Origin of the sequence: Desulfosporosinus lacus DSM 15449 (genome assembly GCF_900129935.1) — a bacterium.
In the GTDB taxonomy this organism is placed as follows: Bacteria; Bacillota; Desulfitobacteriia; order Desulfitobacteriales; family Desulfitobacteriaceae; genus Desulfosporosinus; species Desulfosporosinus lacus.
Genome location: NZ_FQXJ01000004.1, coordinates 113,551 through 131,956 on the forward strand (window position 1 = coordinate 113,551; position 18,406 = coordinate 131,956).

Genomic DNA, 18,406 nt, shown 5'->3' on the forward strand with positions numbered 1-18,406 from the left:
GGATATCGCCATAGTGCCATATGCGCTGGGAATGATTCGAACAGGACATTCGAGATTAGAGCGCACCAACGAACTATAATTTAGCTCTGGGCAGATTACACGTAAAGACGGTTCCAACTCCTAATTTGGAATCTACGCTAATATCTCCGCCTACACCCTCTACCATATGTTTTACGATGCTCAGTCCAAGCCCCGTCCCTCCTTGTCCTCTGGAACGAGCCTTGTCCACTCGATAGAAACGCTCAAAGATTCTTGGCAAAATATCCTTAGGAATGCCGCAACCGGTATCTCCAAATTCCAGGCGAAGGAATTTGGGGCCAACTTGTGCATGCAACCAGACACGACCTGCAGCTGTATACTTAACCGCATTTTCCAAAAGATTCAGGAGAAGTTGACTTAACAAATCTTCCCCCATGATAAGCGGCGGCAAGTTTTCCGGAAGATCAACTTCCACTTCAATTCCTTTGGCCTGTGCCACGCTTTGAATCACTGGTTTAATCTTATCATAGGCATTTTGTACGTAACTAACTTTACCGGTTCTCACTTCCGCACGATTTTCGTGCCCTTCTAAATGAGCTATCGTCAACAAGTCTTCGATAAGCCGCTGCAAGCGCAAAGTCTCAGCTTGAATTATTTCCAAGAATCGATTTCGCAGAGAGGGGTCTTCTGCCGCCCCATCAAGAAGTGTTTCCACAAACCCTTTGATAGACGTCAGTGGAGTTCTCAATTCGTGTGAGACATTAGCCACAAATTCCGTTCGCATTTTTTCAAGTCGTCTAAGCTCTGTAACATCATGAAATACAATAACTGCGCCTCGCGACTGGCCCTGTCCGCTTAAAATCGGATTAATCTTGCTTTGCACGATCCTTTGAGCAATCTGTATTTCTCGCATAGCCGAAGGTTGGCCTGAAAGCACTTTGCGAGTGAGTTGCTCCAGTTCCGAGTCATAGGTCAGCTCTAGCAGATATTCCAGATCTCGAACAGTTTTTTGTCGCTCAAAAATCCTCTCTGCTGCAGCATTCACTAAGACGACCCGCCCCACATGATCTACAGCCACGACACCTTCTTGCATCCCGGCTAAAATGGCTTCCATCTTTTGTGCTTCTTGAGTACCATTTTGAACTATCATTTCGACGTGACGTGAAAGACTATTAAGTTCGACTGTGAATTGTCCAATTTCATCCGTTGAATCCGATAAATGAATATGCTCAAAGTCTCCCCTCGCAATTCGCTGAGTTGCAAAGTGAAGTTTCTCCATCCGCCGTATAAGTTGACTAGTGTAGAAGTAAACAACCCCAGCAGGAAGAAGCAGTGCAAGAAGAATAACTCCCACATCAATCCGTTGTTCCCCAGACACTAGCCTCACACTTTCCCCCACCCAAAAAAGGAGTATAGAAAGCCCTGTCATACCTAAAAAGAGTCCGGTTAGCCGCCATTTTATGCTCATCATTGGTTATCCTTTAAAGCGATAGCCGATTCCGCGCAATGTCTCAATATACTCAGGATTCGAAGGATCCTTTTCGATTTTCAAACGCAGATGACGCACATGAACGTCAACCGTACGGGTATCTCCATCGTATTCATATCCCCAAATTCGTTCCAATAAATCATCCCGTGAGTAAACTCTGCCAGGATGTGCTACTAAAACACGCAGAAGTTCAAACTCTTTGGGGGTTAACTCAGTCTCCGCCCCTCGAACATAGACCCGAAACCCTTTTACATCGATTCTTAGCTCTCCACGAATAATCTGAGAATCAGCTTCCTCAGGCAAATTTATCCGGCGCAAACGGGCTTTAATTCGAGCTAATAGTTCACGAGGACTAAATGGTTTAGTCATATAATCATCCGCACCAAGCTCAAGCCCTAAAACCTTGTCAATTACCTCACCCTTGGCAGTTAACATGATGATGGGAATTTGCTGGTACTTTGGAATTAACCTGATTCTGCGACAAACCTCTAGTCCATCCATCCCCGGTAACATGAGATCCAGCACTACAAGATCAGGTTGTTCCTTTTCAACACGCTCCAAGGCTTCCTGACCATCCTTTGCTACACAGACAAGATACCCTTCCTTCTCCAAATTAAATCTAAGGAGTTCAAGGATCGGTTCCTCATCATCAACCACTAAGATTGTTGCCACCTAACCCACCCCCTACTCGATATTCGTAGTTCGATGTTCGAACAATGAACTACGAACCACTAACCTCTGAGTCGAATCCATCCTGCCATTCGCCCTGTCCGAGCACCATCTCGACGATGAGAGAAAAACCATTCTTGATTGTCTGCGGTGCAGATTGCCGCGACATCTATATTTTCAGGGCGAACTCCTCTTTCTAAGAACAAGGTTCGATTAGCCTCCCATAGATCAAGCAAGTAGTGACCATCTTCTTGGGGAAAAAGAAAAGGAGTCTTATCATAATTGGAGCGAAACTGCTCAGCGACACGTTCGTCAACAGAATAACAGCAGGGACCAATGCTCGGCCCGATTGCCACCCAAGCATTTTCAGTCCGCCCACCAACTTCTTCAAAACACTCCAAAGCCCTTTGCCCAATTTTCGAGGCAGTCCCTTTCCAACCAGCGTGTACAATTCCCACTGTTTGTAGATCTGGGTAGTAAAAATATAGCGGGACACAGTCAGCAAAAAAGGCCATTAGCCCTATAGTACTTTGTGTCACTAATCCATCGACAGCTGGAATTGCCGTCCCTAGTTCCTTCGACCCTCGTCCGCCATCTGTTTCCTTAACCCAAATTACATTTGTCCCATGAACCTGTTCTCCGACTGCAACCCCAGTCGACGGAACCCCCCAATGATCAAACCAACGTTTGCGGTTTTCCAAAACTGCATTAGGGTCATCTCCAACATGAAGGCCTAAATTCAACGCATCATAGGGAACCATGCTCGCCCCCCCGACGCGAGTTGAAAATCCTAAGTCGATTCCTGCATCTTGCCACTTTGGAACAGTTAGGCAGGTTAAACTTCCAGTATTATACCACTTCCAGCTCATCCTTCTAACTCCTTTGGTTTACATTTAATAATATCATTTAATAACCTTTAGGACAAACCTCCAAAGGTCCTAGTCATATAGTACTTTCAGTAACAAATAGGGTTTAAATTGATTATTATCACACCTAATAATATAAAAAGCATAAAGCTTTGCTCTAAGGAGAACAAAGCCTTATGCTTTTTCCGATTTAGTGAACATTATCGACGATCATCATTTTCGATATTAAATTCGGGCAGATCATTAACATCTACTAAGATAACGTCAACCCCTATCTTTTTGACATGATCCCAAGGGACAAAAAAATCTTCCGTCTTCCCACCGCCAAAAAGCCCCCAACTGCGCGAAGGTCCAGGCACAATAATCCCTTTAACTGTGCCCCGTTCCAAATCTAAATCCAGGTCTTTAATTGGCCCTAACCTGCGCCCATCTTTAACATTTACAATATCTAATAATCTTAAATCCGAGACCCGCATTGTTAGCCCCCCTATTCGAGGTTCGATGTTCGAAGTTCGTGGTTCGAAGTCCGAATATCGTTCATCATACTTGCACATCGCTCATCGAGCTTAGTGCCTTATATGTCATCATATGAGGGAGAGGCTAAAAATAGGCTACAGTTTAGATATATTAGATTTGTCTAGCATAAACGAATTACGAATATCGGGCCACGTTTTTTACACATACTTGCGCATGTGTTGCATGGCTGCTTTCTCAAGGCGAGAAACCTGAGCCTGGGAAATCCCGATCTCATCAGCGACTTCCATTTGGGTTTTACCTTGAAAAAAGCGCAAAGACAGGATAAGTTTTTCTCGTTCGCTGAGGCGACGCAATGCTTCCCGCACAGCAAGCCCTTCAACCCAGCCAGTATCTGACTGTTTATCATCTCCTATTTGATCCATTACAAAGATAGGATCCCCTCCATCATGATATATGGGCTCGAATAAAGAAATAGGTTCTTGAATAGCATCTAAGGCAAAAACAACGTCTTCCCGAGGCAAAGCCAGTTTGTGGGCTATTTCTGCAACCGTCGGTTCACATGATCGCTCGCTGACCAACTGGTCCCGTACCTGAAGCGCCTTGTAGGCAATATCACGCAGGGACCTGCTCACTCGAATAGGATTATTATCTCTTAAGTAACGTCGGATTTCCCCAATAATCATGGGAACAGCATAAGTAGAGAACTTTACATTCTGACCCAGATCAAAATTGTCAATAGCTTTCATTAACCCAATACAGCCGACTTGAAAAAGATCATCCACATATTCTCCACGATTCGTAAACCGCTGAATCACGCTAAGAACAAGGCGGAGATTCCCATGGATTAGTTTGTCTCGGGCACTGCGATTTCCAGCTTGATAAATCACAAACAACTCTTTCATTTTCACGCTGGATAACACAGGCAACTTTGAGGTGTTCACTCCACAAATCTCAACTTTATTCAATGCCAAACTACGAGCACCTCCCCAGCAAATTCTGTTGGGAAGTATGCCCTAAGACAGTTTAGGTTATTCCAATCGGCAAAATTCTTTACGCAATCTGCGAATTATCCGTTTCTCGAGCCTTGAAATATAGGACTGAGAGATCCCCAAACGATCGGCTACTTCTTTTTGAGTCTTTTCTACACCATCATCCAGACCAAACCTTAGTTCCATGATGACCTTTTCTCTATTCGTCAACCTGCCCATTGCTAAATGCAACAGTTGGCGGTCCACCTGTTCCTCAATGGGCTTCGAGATAATGTCATTTTCAGTACCTAATACATCTGATAAAAGTAATTCGTTTCCATCCCAGTCGATATTTAAAGGCTCATCAAAAGACACTTCTGACCGTGTTTTATTGTTACGTCTAAGATACATCAAAATCTCATTTTCAATACACCGTGAAGCATAGGTCGCCAGCTTGATTTTCTTCTGTGGATCAAATGTATTAACCGCTTTAATTAGTCCAATGGTGCCAATAGACACAAGATCTTCAATCCCAATGCCTGTATTCTCGAATTTACGAGCAATATAAACCACAAGACGCAGGTTCCGTTCAATCAAAATATCTCGAATTGAACCATCTCCCATTTCCAAGCGCTCTAAGAGAACCCCTTCTTCGTCCGAGTTAAGTGGTGGGGGTAGGGCTTCACTGCTTCCAACATAATAGATTCCACTAACTCCAAAGACCTTTTGAAGAAGCATGACCCATAGGCGTCTTGCCTTACCTTGAAAACTTCTCCACCACTTCATTTCATTAATCTCCACCTCTCTGCACATGTTCTGGGTGTAGTAACGCTTGGTATTCACCCTCTGAGCTTAACACTTGCCTGACAAGTGCCACGGTAGCATGGATTTGCCGAGATCCTTTGTTACTAAAACACGTCACACGCTCAGGTCTTATCCCTAGCAGCCAGCTTTGACTATCAATAGCTTGGAAGGGGATGAAAACAAGACGTTTTACTAAAATAGGATTGACCTTCCATAATAATGGCCATGGATCTGCGTAATCCTTCCAAGGAATATCTAGGAATGCTCTGATGTTATCCGGCATAGCACCTACCGCGACCTCCTCTTCCAGAAGAATCACTGGGGACCCTGTTAATGGATCTCTCAAATGATTGCCAGTATCCAGTAACGCTTTTATTTGCACGACCCCATGTTCTTCTCCGCCAAAGTTGATCTCCAAATCGTAGATATTTCGCCCTAGAATAGATTTCCTTTCCTGCCAACGTTGCCAAAGACGTTGTAAAAACCACCAACCGATTGCCCCTAAAGGAATAATCCAAAAATTGTTGATAACCAGAGTTAATCGTTCTCCACCTAGCCCGCCATCAAATTGGGTCCACCCCCATAAAGCATAGACAAATCCGCCAAGCCCTGCCGAAAGAAGCCAAAAACCTGTTAGCGCCTTAAGAAACACATTTAGTCTCCTTGTCGGAAAAGCAACTAAAATCATAAGAAACGGAATGATCCATTTAATCAAAACGGTCCACTGTGGAGCTGAATAACCGGTTAAAACTACTGGAATTTCGCCGAGCAAAACCGCCATCAGGATTCGGCTTGGACGGATCCTAATGTTGAGAAGTCGACCGAGAACGTTAAGCAGAAGAGTGTCCATTCCTCCATTGATGAGAATAACCAGATCGAGATAGGTCTCTGCAACGCTCATCTGGTACATCCTTTCCATTCGCTTCTCTAAAAATTATATCTGAAATGTGAAGTAAAACCTGTCGCTTTCCGGGAGGTATAAATGGATATTTTAGGAAAAACAGTACGAGTGGTGTAGTTTTTTACCCATGAAGCGTATTCGTCGACAGGATACTCAAGCTTGCGCGTAAGATAGTCTCTAGTGGAGATTATCGCCGAAAGCGCACGGCCCGTAACGAATACTATTGCGCTGAGGATAGACTTATGCTCCATAGACGAATACATTCGCGCCGTAGGATGGGCTCTACTCATTAGCCACTAAATGTTTCCTAATGGGAGGGCGGCGGCTCAGCGAAAGCCTCCACTGGAGGCTTTCTTCACTCAAGCTGAACAAGGAACTCCACTTATAGAAACATGAGCCTTCTTTGAATTGACGAAAAACCTGTTTAGAAAAACCTAATGGTCTATTCCAAACAGGTAAGTTTACATAATTGCTGATCCACACCAATTATTTCAGCTTAAATTATCCTCAGAAAGGCAGCTGGCTAAAGATGTGCCCTGAAATTATAAGTAATAAATAACAAGTCGATGAAGCGCCCGTGAACAAGCTATATATAATAACTTTTTGTCCATAAGAGTTAAGTAGTTCTCCTCTTCCCCCCCAAAAATGATGACAACATCAGATTCTTTCATTAACTTCGACCTAGAATAGTTAACCTTAAAACCATCTTATTGAAATATAATCGAGTACGTGTTATTGTAAATTTATAATCTTTTAACTATTCATTATACTTTTTAAATCATTTTCTTAGTTAGAGTTAGTAATTAACGATTAATTTAAAGGAGGTAGATGATCGTGGCTGGAAATATAAAAGTAAATTTTACTCAGAAGAAACGTGGATTAGATACCATCAATCGTATAGCAAAAGAATTAGAGGTCGTCTTAGACCAATCTAATGATTGGGAAAGTGCCCGGAGACCACTAAGGGAAGCAATCGATCGGAATCTTGAAAACAATGAGTTTTTATTGCTTTGTGATTTAAATGGATTGGCCTTAATTCACTCAAACCGTTTAAGAGAAGGTATTATCTTTAACAATGATATTGAACTAAAAGCCGCTCAATGCACTCAACCCATTACTCAGATTTATCATCGCAACACTGGAGAGGTTTTACTTGACGTTGCAAGTCCAGTTTTCGTCAAAGGAGATCATATCTATGCCGTTCGTCTAGGTATGCCCCTACATAAAGTACAACTTGGCAAACAAGTGTTTTCCGGAACACTCCCCGTTCTTTTTCTCGGTGGAGCATGGATTATCTTAAGCTCTTTTTCACCGGTGTCCGTCATCTCTTCTGCCATAGCTCTAGGAGCCCAAATTGTTTATAGTGCATGGCTAAAAAACAGAGTTGCAACTGCCCTGCGTGAAACCTTTAAAGTGACTAAAGCCATCGCAAAAGGGAATTTAAAAGTTCTGGCCAAAGCTCATACCGACGATGAATTAGGAAATCTATCCTATGAAGTAAATAAAGTATCCCTCGGCATGAAGTCTATCATCATGGATTTAGCTTCCTTTTCTGAACGCGCCCAAAAAATGAGCCATACTCAAGCATCCCATGCCCAAATATCCGCCGAAAACCAAGAAACTTTGGCGGCTACTTTAGAAGAATTCAGCGCAGGGGCTACCGATCAAATTCAGGGGATGCAAATGTCTCAAAAGCAAGTGGATGAGATCCAATCCGCTTCCCAATGCATCTTAACAAGTACTCAGGAAGTTCTTTCCTTGACTACATCAGCTAAAACAACAAGTCAGGAAGGAACCTTCGCGGTTAATGAAGCGATTCGCGAGATGAGCATTATCTATCAAGTAACCGAGCAAGCCAATGATTCTATACTGGGATTAGCTGAGCAGGCGCAAAAAATCGGGGATATCATTTCTGTGATTAATGGCATCTCTGACCAAACCAATTTATTAGCCTTGAACGCAGCGATTGAAGCTGCCAGAGCAGGAGAACACGGCAGAGGATTCGCCGTTGTTGCAGAAGAGGTCAGAAAGCTGGCAGACAGCTCTGCTTATTCTTCACGTCAAATTATGGAGCTCATTTCTAGTGTTCAAGGAATGGTCGATACAACTGTAGATAAAATAAGTCAAGGCATGGGCGAGGTCAACCGTGGGAAAGAGGTAATCGAAAAGGCCGGACAAGCAATCACATCTCTTGACGAGGTGATCAATGCGACTTCTTATAAAGTAGAAACAAACCTACAAAATGCCGATCGCTTATTAAACCAGAGTGAACTTTTAGCTCAAACTCAACGGCAAGCTACAACAATTGCAACTCAATTCGCCGAAGGAGCAACTCAAGCAGCGGCAACTGTAGAACAACAAATGATTTCAACTAAAGAAATCGCCATGATTTCTACAGAATTAGCCAAAACTTCCGCTCACTTGCACCAAGTTATCCAGCGTTTTGAAGTTTAATAATTTAGAGCTTTTAAACAGCGGGGCAGATCCATCGAATGGATCTGCCCCGCTGTTTATTTAACCCTAAATATTGATTTTCAAGGATCTTATTGAGCTCTTCCTCAATTTTACCGTCTATTTATTATTGAAGTCAGCTCCAGTCTGCCTATAAAAACCATATCCTCTGCGAATAAAGTGAAAAACGAGGCGCAATAATAATTCGCGTCTTTAAATACAATGTAACGCTCCTAACAAAATTGCATCTCGTTTTGCATGATTTAAATTAACGTCTGCGTCTAAGAAACTCCGGGATATCAACATCCCCTTCTTTTGATACCGTCTTGATGATATTCTCTTGAACCTTTCCGGGTGCCGAACCAAAACCAGCCCACTGCTGATCAAATCCGGTGGCAATAACTGTAACTCTGAGTTCCTCCTTAAGGTCCTCGTCGATAACCGCTCCAAAAATGATATTCGCCTCAGGATCAGCCGCTTCCGCAATAATACCTGCCGCTTCGTTCACCTCAAAGAGAGTTAAATTTGTTCCTCCCGTTATGTTGAGCAGTACACCTTTGGCACCTTCGATCGAAGTTTCCAGCAGAGGACTGGAAATTGCTTTTCTGGCCGCATCAGCTGCACGATTTTCTCCCGTTGCCTGACCAATCCCCATTAAGGCTGAACCCGTATTGGACATAATAGTCTTCACGTCAGCGAAATCCAAGTTTATTAAACCCGGAACCGCAATTAGATCTGAGATACCTTGAACCCCTTGTCTCAAAACATCATCTGCAATACGAAAAGCCTCATGGATTGTAGTATGCTTGTCCACCACTTGCAACAAACGATCATTTGGGATTGTAATAAGCGTATCCACTTTACTCTTAAGTTCGGCGATCCCTTTTTCCGCCTGCATAGCACGTTTACGCCCTTCAAAGGTGAATGGACGAGTGACTACCCCTACCGTCAGAGCTCCCATTTCTTTAGCAACTTCTGCAACAATAGGCGCAGCCCCAGTACCAGTACCTCCTCCCATTCCTGCAGTGACGAAGACCATATCTGCTCCCTTTAAGACTTTAGCCAGTTCTTCTCGGCTTTCTTCTGCTGCTTTAGCACCAATTTCCGGGTTCGCTCCAGCCCCAAGCCCCTTGGTCAATTTTATCCCTATTTGGACTTTTTCCCCTGCACGGGAGAGTTGTAAAGCCTGTGAGTCAGTGTTTACTGTAACGAAATCTACCCCTTGTAAGCCAGCGGTAATCATACGGTTAACCGCGTTGTTTCCACCACCGCCAACACCAATAACCTTAATTTCTGCAAATTGGTTTAAGTCTGTATCAAATTCCAGCATTTAGGCTTTAACCCCCTCGCTCATTCTTACCTGCAATATCTTTAACAATACAGGTTATCTTAATATTCATCTGTGCCGTCCCAACGCCCCATGTGTAAAGTCCACCCTCTGTTACTGCTAAAAAATCCAACTTCTACTGATAAAAAACATGTGCGTTAAACACGCTCATAAACATTATAAAACAGCTTCTTTTAATACACACAACATTACAAATTCTATATCCATATGCCGTAACCCTTTTTTTTAAGATAAAAATTTCTCTGAAGTTTGTTGGCATCTTCTTCAAGCAGAACAGCAATCAATATAAGACAGTAAATTGCCTTTATTTTCTAATGAGATGACGTCGTATACTTCCTAAATTTTGGAATATTCTCACCCCAAATGCGACCACCGCTGCTAAGTAAAGATCAACACCCATGCGGTCTCCGACGTACGCCAATAGAGCTGCAAGAAGCATATTACTAAAGAAACCTGTCAAGAATACTGTGCTGTCGAAATGATCCTCTTGAGCAGAGCGTATCCCCCCTAAGACGGAGTCTAATGCTGCGAGGATTCCAACAGATAGGTATTTGGCATATTCAATTGGGACTGAAAACGGGCTTACATACCCAATCGCCAATCCTAAAACTAAGCCTAATAAGGGTAACCACATTTCCAAAGATCCTCCTGACTTAGCGGCCGATTACTGGTTTTGCCGCCGTAAAATCAATATAGCGCACCCCTTGTTGAATTGAAGTATACCCATTATCGCTTATAAGCTGATAAAGGGCCTGTAATTTATCTGCCCAGTCATTGGCTTGTCCTAGTCGGACTTCCACACCACTAGTCAGAAACAACGTTATTTGTTCAATAGCATTGACGTTTAACTCCCCAATCTGAATAACTAATTCTGGCGGAGCTTGTCCAAGCAAGCGCAAGGCTGCGGTAAGAAGAGGATTCGCTAGATTTTGCCCCGGTCCAACTGTATCCGAAAGCTCGATTCCACTAATCACCGGATAATCACTTTTAGGCCAACTCTCTAAACGGCGTAAAAAGGTCCCTTCAGAATCCACCTCTAATACTCCCTTGGGGACTACGACCAAGGCAGCGGGGGTTCGTTCTGTCACTTGTATAACAAGGGTCTGAGGTAACTTTCTCTGAAATTGGATACTTTTTACGAGTGGATGTAAGGAAATTTTATACTCGAGGGCCTTTCGATCAAAGAGTAATAGGTTTTGCCCCTGAATCCCGTCAGATAATTTTAGAATTTCATTCTCTGTGATCAGATTTGTCCCTTGCACACTAACTCGTTGAACAGCAAAAGCATTAGAGCGCAAAAAGAGCGCCAAACCCAGGGAAAGGAGAATCGTCAAGACTGTGACATAGAGAAAGGACGTATTCATTTTCTTGGGTTCCATATTGGTATGTTCCTCCTTGTTCCAAGTATAACGAATACAATCCTATTCTGCTATGTCTTTTTGAATATTTTCTTAGCAAAATAAAATTTTCTTTTAAATTATAGATCCAAAGGTGTCTCACTTCTACCTTTTTTAGAGACACGTAGCAACTTTGCCCCCAAATGACAGTATTTCTCTTCTAATTTTTCGTAACCACGGTCAATATAATCCACCTTTTCGAGAACAGTTGCTTCTTCTGCGGCTAAGGCTGCCAAGAAGAGCGCCGCTCCTGCCCGAAGATCCGTCGCCTCGACAAAAGCCCCGTCAAGCGATTTAACTCCACGAATAATGGCTGTTCTTCCTTCAACAGTAATTTGAGCTCCCATACGACGTAGCTCATCTACATGTTGAAAGCGATTTTCAAAGATTGTTTCGGTAATAATACTTGTTCCCTCCGCACTGGAGAGCATGGCCATAAACTGTGGTTGCATATCCGTGGGAAATCCCGGATAAGGCATTGTTTTAAGGTCCACACCTCGAATTCCTCCCTGTTGCTTAACGCGAACGGAATCATCTAAAAGTGTAACAGATGCTCCAGCCTGCCGCAATTTTGCAATTACAGGTTCTAAATGTTCTGGGATAACATTTTCTATGACTACATCTCCTTTGGTCATGACCGCCGCTATCATATGGGTCCCTGCTTCGATTCGATCTGGTATGACTGTATGTTCAGCGGGATGGAGCGCACCTACTCCGTCAACCCTTAAAACATCCATTCCGGCTCCGCGCACTTTTGCTCCCATTTTATTTAAGAAGTTTTGCAAATCCACTATTTCCGGCTCACGTGCAGCATTTCGAATGACTGTAGTCCCTTTGGCTAAAACTGCGGCCATCATAATGTTCTCCGTGGCTCCAACACTGGGAACATCTAAGTAAACGTCAGCTCCTTGAAGATGATCCGCCCATGCTTCAATATACCCATGTTTTTCTTTAACTCTTACTCCAAGAAGTTGCAGGCCTTTTATATGTTGATCCATCGGACGGGAACCAATAGCACATCCACCGGGTCTGGAGATTTTTACCCGTCCATATCGAGCTAATAAAGGACCCAAGATAAGGTTAGAAGCACGCATTTGCCGCATTAGTGCTTCATCAACTTCACAGGACTCTAACCCTCCAGCATTGATAAGCATTGCCTCATTTTGGCGCTCAGCCCTGCAACCCAGGCTTTCAAGCACTTCAATCATATGCTTAATATCAGCTAATACAGGAATTCCTAACAAACTGGAAGTTCCTTCTGCCAGTAATGTTGCGGCCAGTAAGGGAAGGGAAGAGTTCTTCGCCCCGCTTACTCGGATACTTCCTTCTAACCTCTGTTTTCCTGTTATAACATAGCGATCCATCGCCATAATCTGCTCCCCCTTTTCGTGTGTCATTCTTCTTTCTTTGTGACTCCACGATTGCCCGTCAAGATACTTTCTACTTCCGTTTGTAACGTAATGCCATATTTCAATTGAACATCCAACTTGATGGATTCTATCAAGGCTAATACATCCGCAGATTTAGCCTGAGCGGTGTTCACTATAAAATTTGCATGTTTCTCTGAAACTTTTGCACCGCCAATGCTTTTTCCTTTCCAACCAGCTGCTTCAATTAAACGCCCAGCAGAATCACCCGGCGGATTACGAAAAACACTTCCTGCATTTGGCTCCTCAAGTGGTTGATTAGCAGTTCGTTTTGTCAAGTTCTCTTTCATGCTGCGCAAAATCTGTTCGCGTTCTCCAGGTCTAAATATAAGCTGAGTTTCCAAGATCCACGCATGGCTGCGTAAAGAACAGAACCTATAATCAAACTCGAATTCATCTCGCTCTAGTTTCTTAATAGTGCCATCCGCCCAAAGGGTGGAAACACTTAGTACGCAAGAAGCCATATCGTAGCCATGAGCACCAGCATTCATCATGATGGCACCGCCAATAGACCCGGGTATGCCTCGGGCAAACTCCAAGCCACTCCACCCTCGTTCTCCAACTTCTTGTGCTAAACGAGCCAATGTGTACCCAGCCTCAACCCTGACCGTGTAATCACCCCATTCAATTCCACGAAGTGACGTAGTCACTAAGGTTATCCCTGGGAGCCCTTCATCCGGAAAGAGAACATTCGATCCTCGTCCGATTAACCGAACCGGGATTTCTGCCTCTTGGGCGCGCATCCATACATTTGATAAGTCTTCCACGCTTTCAGGCCAATACACAGTCTCAGCGGGCCCACCAATCCTCCATGTGCTCAATAGATGGAGCGGATAATTCCTCTCCACACGCCCCTGCATTCCATCCAAAATCATTAATATTCCACCTCAAGTTATCTGCCATTCTTATGTTCTTCCAAATAGAGCTAAGGGCCAAGCTAATATCAAGCCAAGAAACTCCTAAATCTATACACATTGCTATGTTTTGAGCAGCTGTTTGTTCTTCCGACAATTTAGGCCACCGTGGCAAATGTCCTGCAAATTTCTGACCATCTTGCGAACGATAAAAGTCAATCCGATTTTCACGAACCACCCATGAAGCTTTTTCTTTTCCTTCATCCCATGCAGACTCTCTTCCCAATGAGCTTTTCTCCATAAGACCTTCTAACCAAGACTCCGGTATTAGCCAATGAAGTCCCTGCTTACGCTCGCATTGCCATCGTCCATCAACAGTTGGCCAGAGAACAGTTGGTTCGAAACCAGCCTCATTTAAGATATGCGCTAACAAAGGGCGTTCTTCTATAAGAACTGTCGGTTCTGAAACCCATATAATTAGTTCATCCTCAAAAAGACTATGTATTAACGATTGAACAGATTGCTGTTCTATCCCTTGTGCAAGTGCCTTTTCTCGCCAGTAATCATGTTCATGCTTCTCAGGCCAGTATACTAATTCCGTTACAGGGCTAAATTTATCGGGCCCAGAATTAGGATTAAGCTCAAAAGGCAATTCGATCCAATCCCCCGCGAATTCTTGGCTTAAATCCTCCTTAGTCGGTTCAACCTCGGAAAAATCAAGCTGTATCCCCTTCAGTACGGCCCGAACTCCACCAATTCCTGGAGCCGCAGAAGAAGCAACCAGTTGTATTTTTCGCCTTGGCCACACCATGCTCACTCCTTTCCTTTGTTCACTGCCATATGCTATGCATCGGAGTAAAAAGGTGTGAGCGTATTCGATGTTCGATATTCGATATTCGTGGTTTGAACCGAAAATACCGACTGATTCCTCGTCTCTCTTGGATGGAATAAATCTTTACTCCACATCGACGCCTGTCAAAATATTGCCCTTTAAGGCATCTGGCTACTCGCCTGACCAATCACCAAGTGCAAGCCGAGACTTTCCCCCCTGCTTGCATTCGTTGTCGAACCACGAACCACGATTTATCGCCATGCGTTGGCTTGGCAAAGGTCAACAATTTTATCTAAAGCCTTTGGCTGGGCTATGGCTTTGGCAGCAACCCCCATTTGGGCCAAAAGCGCAGGTTGGGAAATAAGCCTGTCAACTTCTTTCCACAGTCGTTCCCCATCACACTCTGAGTCCAATATAATTTGAGCTGCTCCAGCTTGAACTAAGGCCTGGGCATTATGTTCTTGATGATTCTCGGCTGCAAAAGGATAAGGGATTAAAACACTGGGTATGCCAGCAACCATTAACTCAGCCAGAGAGGCTGCCCCCGCCCTGCCGACATATAAATCTGCGCAGGCTAAAGCTTCAGGCATATCTTTTAAATACTCTAAAACGCGCCATTGTGGACATTCCCAAGAAATACCCCTTTTCCCAAATTCATCAATAGTTTCTGCATACGTCACAGTTCCAGTTGCCCAAATCACTTGAATATCCGGGCGTTTTGCCAGATACTCCAAGACCGCAATCATAGCTTGATTTAACGTGCGGGCTCCCCTGCTTCCGCCTGTTACAAGCAAGGTCAACTGATCAGGCCTCAACCCAAAGCGCTTTGCCCCTGCTTCACGAGAAATTTGCCCAATTTCCTTTCGAACCGGAAGCCCCACCAATTCCAACTTATTCTTAACTCCAAAATGCGCGATACTCTCGGGAAATGTCACCATCACCCTCCGCACAACGCGTGCTAAAATACGATTTGTAATGCCAGGCAATGCATTCTGCTCGTGAAGCAGCGTTGGAACATTAAACAGGGAAGCGGTCAAGACCACGGGACCAGATACATAGCCACCCGTCCCAACCACCAGATCCGGATGAAATTCGCGCAAAATATTTTTTGTTTCCCAAAGAGCCTTAAAACTTTTGCCGATAACCTTTATCGTTTCCAGGCTTAACCTGCGTGGAAGCCCTTTACCGGAAATCCCTTTAAAGGCTATCCCTGCCTCCGGCACCAGACGTGCTTCCATACCATCCTGGATTCCTACATAGAGAATTTTAGTATTGGCATCACGAGCCAGCAACCCTTTAGCGATGGCTAAAGCCGGATAGATATGTCCACCTGTCCCACCACCGGTTAAAATAACACGCACCACATGTACCCCTTTCTCCACTTCTAATACTTCCGCTATCAAGGCTCAGAAACGCGCATCCGCTCGAACCTCGTGCTTCCAATACAGAGCTTGGAGTCACCTTACTTCCCTTGAAATATTCAGCAACACTCCAACACCTAACATTGTAAATACAAGAGATGTGCCCCCATAACTTATGAACGGCAGGGTGATCCCCGTAACTGGCAATACCCCGCTGACAACGCCCATGTTAATCATTGCCTGAATAGACACCATGGCGGTTATTCCAACTGCCAGAAAGCCCGTAAATGGGTCTGGGGCCCTCATTGCCACCCGAAATCCGCGCCAAGCAAAGAGGAAGAAGACTAAGACCACCAAAGAAGCACCGACAAAACCAAGTTCCTCCCCAATCATCGCGAAGATAAAGTCTGTATGATTTTCCGGCAAATAAAGAAACTTCTGGCGACTCTGCCCTAAGCCTAATCCAAATAATCCTCCTGGGCCCAACGCCAAAAGCGCTTGTATTGTCTGATATCCATTCCCTAAAGGATCAGCCCAAGGGTCCAAAAAGGCAAAAATACGCCGCATTCGGTAGGGAGCAGCTGCAATTGCAGCTACCACCAATCCTAAACCGGTTCCAGCTAAGGCTAGAATATGCCCCGCCCTTGCTCCAGCAGCAATTAACATAAAAAATGTTGTCGCCGCTATCACTAAGGTCGTACCCAGATCGGGTTGGAGCATAATCAGCCCTGCTATCACTCCCATCAAGCCAAGAATTGGCAGAACCCCTTTACGAAACGATTCAATCTTGTGCGGATTAAGAGCTAATAAATGGGACATCATCAACACCATCGAGAGTTTAATCACTTCCGAGGGCTGAATCGACAACGGCCCAAGCCCGATCCAACGATCTGCGCCATTGACTCTGCGCCCAATCCCTGGGATTTTAACCGCAATCAATAAGACAATTGCTAAAATTAGGGCGGGTTTCGCAAATTTCCGCACCCATCGCAAATCTACTACCGTACTGATAAACATAGCCACAAGTCCCATCGTAACCCAGAGTATCTCCATCTTAAGATAGTGATAGGGATCATCGTACTGTATGTACCCCCTTACAGCACTCGAGCTGTAAACCATAACAAAACCTATCCCTAACAGAGCCAAAATCGCTCCAAGCAAGACCAAATCTGGTCGATGGTACTTTCGCATATATAGATCCCCCTTTTATTATTGAATGGGTTCCCTATAATGCCTACGCACTAACTCCTTAAACAATTCCCCTCTTTGCTCATAATTCTTAAACATATCCCAACTTGTACAAGCAGGAGATAATAAAACTACATCGCCAGCTATCGCTTCAGAGATCGCTTTCACTACCCCTTCCTCGAAACTGGTAACCTTAATAATCCTCTGAACCCCTTCGTCTTTTGCCGCTTGCTCCATCTCGTCCGCCGCTTGTCCCAGTAAGATCAGGCTTTTCACCTTCCTCTGAACAACTTTCATGAATTCGTGAAAATCAAGTCCCTTGTTTTTTCCCCCGGCAATTAGAACCAAGGGCTCATCAAAAGCTAACAAAGCTTTGCTAGCAGCATCCGTATTAGTTCCTTTGGAATCATTCACAAAGAGGATCCCTTCGAAAGAACCCACAATTTCCTGTCGATGTTCTACTCCTTTGAATTGAGCAAGCCCTTCAGTAATCTCAGTCCAAGAAAGACCAAATGCCCGCGCCGCTGCAGCCGCAGCCATAACATTTTCCAGATTATGAGACCCGCGCAGTTGGAGATTCTTTCGGGAAATAATCGGAATCATTGTCCTTTTTTCCTTTTCAGCATAGACAATCTCGTCGCGCCAAAGACTTATCCCATCTTGCAAAAAGGTGGTCGGACTGAAATATATGACTCGGCTTTTTAATTCAGATCCCAAGTTACGTACTAAAGGGTCGTCCCAATTTAAGATTGCTAAGTCTGTTGGACCTTGGTTCTTAAAAATTTGGCCTTTGGCCTCGAGGTATTTTTCTAAAGTGCCATGCCGATCCAAATGATCCGGTGTAAGGTTGAGCAAAACTCCAATATGAACATGGAGTTTATCGACAAATTCCAATTGAAAACTGGATAATTCAGCAACAACTATGCTGTTATCTTCCAAGCCCTTCACTTGGCCGCTCAAAGCCACACCAATATTACCCGCGACAATTGCAGGTCTGCCCGTCAGCTTGGCCAGTTCGCCAATTAAAGTTGTGGTTGTTGTTTTGCCATTTGTACCGGTTACTCCAACACAAAGCGCAGGACAATCATGCATAGCCAACTCTACTTCGCTCCATATTGTCACATTATAAGAAATTCCCTCCTGGACCAAGGACAGCTTGGGAGACACCCCCGGAGACAAAATTATCAATTCAGGATTAATCTCAGCTAATTCAGGCACCTGACCTAAAAACAAATGCTTAGCATCAAGCCCTGTCTCCTCTACACCAGAAAGCTTCTCGAGCGATTGACTGTCTGTCAGAAAAACCTCTGCCCCCAAACCCTGAAGCTTCCGAACTGCTGCCTGACCGCTTAGACCTCCACCAATCACCAGAACACGTTTATCTAACCATTCCAC

General features: G+C 44.2%; 18 protein-coding genes. 1 reads left to right on the forward strand and 17 read right to left on the reverse strand.

Annotated elements, in window-relative coordinates:
• Window positions 1–73: 73 nt before the first annotated feature.
• The 7 genes from BUB11_RS04915 to BUB11_RS04945 all read right to left on the reverse strand — a co-directional run bounded on the left by BUB11_RS04915 (window position 74) and on the right by BUB11_RS04945 (window position 6,153).
• A complete protein-coding gene (locus BUB11_RS04915) occupies window positions 74–1,447 on the reverse strand; it encodes a sensor histidine kinase (RefSeq protein ID WP_073028324.1) in 1,374 nt (457 codons plus the stop codon).
• Between the two features lie 6 nt (window positions 1,448–1,453).
• On the reverse strand, window positions 1,454–2,140 hold the full coding sequence (locus BUB11_RS04920; protein ID WP_073028325.1) for a response regulator transcription factor: 687 nt from the start codon (window positions 2,138–2,140) through the stop codon (window positions 1,454–1,456).
• A 59-nt stretch (window positions 2,141–2,199) separates the two neighbouring features.
• Window positions 2,200–3,006 (reverse strand): peptidoglycan editing factor PgeF, encoded by an 807-nt coding sequence (gene pgeF, locus BUB11_RS04925; RefSeq protein ID WP_073028326.1) that lies wholly within the window; start codon window positions 3,004–3,006, stop codon window positions 2,200–2,202.
• A 197-nt stretch (window positions 3,007–3,203) separates the two neighbouring features.
• Window positions 3,204–3,479: a YlmC/YmxH family sporulation protein gene (locus tag BUB11_RS04930; protein WP_073028327.1), complete on the reverse strand. Its 276-nt coding sequence runs from the start codon at window positions 3,477–3,479 to the stop codon at window positions 3,204–3,206.
• A gap of 198 nt (window positions 3,480–3,677) precedes the next feature.
• On the reverse strand, window positions 3,678–4,451 hold the full coding sequence (sigG, locus tag BUB11_RS04935) for an RNA polymerase sporulation sigma factor SigG (RefSeq protein ID WP_073028328.1): 774 nt from the start codon (window positions 4,449–4,451) through the stop codon (window positions 3,678–3,680).
• A 57-nt stretch (window positions 4,452–4,508) separates the two neighbouring features.
• Window positions 4,509–5,234 (reverse strand): RNA polymerase sporulation sigma factor SigE, encoded by a 726-nt coding sequence (gene sigE, locus BUB11_RS04940; protein WP_073028329.1) that lies wholly within the window; start codon window positions 5,232–5,234, stop codon window positions 4,509–4,511.
• Window positions 5,235–5,238: 4 nt separating this feature from the next.
• Window positions 5,239–6,153: a sigma-E processing peptidase SpoIIGA gene (locus tag BUB11_RS04945; RefSeq protein WP_073028330.1), complete on the reverse strand. Its 915-nt coding sequence runs from the start codon at window positions 6,151–6,153 to the stop codon at window positions 5,239–5,241.
• Window positions 6,154–6,981: 828 nt separating this feature from the next.
• Between BUB11_RS04945 and BUB11_RS04950 the strand changes: the two genes are divergently transcribed.
• The gene (locus tag BUB11_RS04950; RefSeq protein ID WP_073028331.1) at window positions 6,982–8,607 is read left to right on the forward strand and encodes a methyl-accepting chemotaxis protein; all 1,626 of its coding nucleotides are present in this window, start codon (window positions 6,982–6,984) and stop codon (window positions 8,605–8,607) included.
• Window positions 8,608–8,872: 265 nt separating this feature from the next.
• On the opposite strand, the gene ftsZ is transcribed toward BUB11_RS04950, so the two are convergent.
• The 10 genes from ftsZ to murD all read right to left on the reverse strand — a co-directional run bounded on the left by ftsZ (window position 8,873) and on the right by murD (window position 18,406).
• Window positions 8,873–9,934, reverse strand: coding sequence for a cell division protein FtsZ (gene ftsZ, locus BUB11_RS04955; protein WP_073028332.1), 1,062 nt, complete (start codon window positions 9,932–9,934; stop codon window positions 8,873–8,875).
• 7 nt (window positions 9,935–9,941) lie between these two features.
• Window positions 9,942–10,064: a hypothetical protein gene (locus BUB11_RS28690; RefSeq protein ID WP_282433978.1), complete on the reverse strand. Its 123-nt coding sequence runs from the start codon at window positions 10,062–10,064 to the stop codon at window positions 9,942–9,944.
• A gap of 192 nt (window positions 10,065–10,256) precedes the next feature.
• A complete protein-coding gene (locus tag BUB11_RS04960) occupies window positions 10,257–10,586 on the reverse strand; it encodes a small basic family protein (protein ID WP_073028333.1) in 330 nt (109 codons plus the stop codon).
• A 19-nt stretch (window positions 10,587–10,605) separates the two neighbouring features.
• Window positions 10,606–11,331, reverse strand: coding sequence for a cell division protein FtsQ/DivIB (locus tag BUB11_RS04965; protein ID WP_073028334.1), 726 nt, complete (start codon window positions 11,329–11,331; stop codon window positions 10,606–10,608).
• Window positions 11,332–11,429: 98 nt separating this feature from the next.
• Window positions 11,430–12,719 carry a UDP-N-acetylglucosamine 1-carboxyvinyltransferase gene (gene murA / locus BUB11_RS04970; RefSeq protein WP_073028335.1) on the reverse strand — a complete coding sequence of 430 codons (1,290 nt, stop codon included), beginning with the start codon at window positions 12,717–12,719 and terminating at the stop codon, window positions 11,430–11,432.
• A 23-nt stretch (window positions 12,720–12,742) separates the two neighbouring features.
• Complete coding sequence (murB, locus tag BUB11_RS04975; RefSeq protein ID WP_200797866.1) at window positions 12,743–13,651, reverse strand: UDP-N-acetylmuramate dehydrogenase; 909 nt, start codon at window positions 13,649–13,651, stop codon at window positions 12,743–12,745.
• On the reverse strand, window positions 13,566–14,441 hold the full coding sequence (locus tag BUB11_RS04980; RefSeq protein WP_073028336.1) for a hypothetical protein: 876 nt from the start codon (window positions 14,439–14,441) through the stop codon (window positions 13,566–13,568). Before BUB11_RS04980 ends, murB begins: the two co-directional genes overlap by 86 nt.
• 272 nt (window positions 14,442–14,713) lie before the next feature.
• A complete protein-coding gene (gene murG / locus BUB11_RS04985) occupies window positions 14,714–15,823 on the reverse strand; it encodes an undecaprenyldiphospho-muramoylpentapeptide beta-N-acetylglucosaminyltransferase (RefSeq protein WP_073028337.1) in 1,110 nt (369 codons plus the stop codon).
• 96 nt (window positions 15,824–15,919) lie between these two features.
• A complete protein-coding gene (spoVE, locus tag BUB11_RS04990) occupies window positions 15,920–17,014 on the reverse strand; it encodes a stage V sporulation protein E (RefSeq protein WP_073028338.1) in 1,095 nt (364 codons plus the stop codon).
• 18 nt (window positions 17,015–17,032) lie between these two features.
• Window positions 17,033–18,406, reverse strand: a complete 1,374-nt coding sequence (murD, locus tag BUB11_RS04995; RefSeq protein WP_073028339.1) for a UDP-N-acetylmuramoyl-L-alanine--D-glutamate ligase — start codon at window positions 18,404–18,406, stop codon at window positions 17,033–17,035.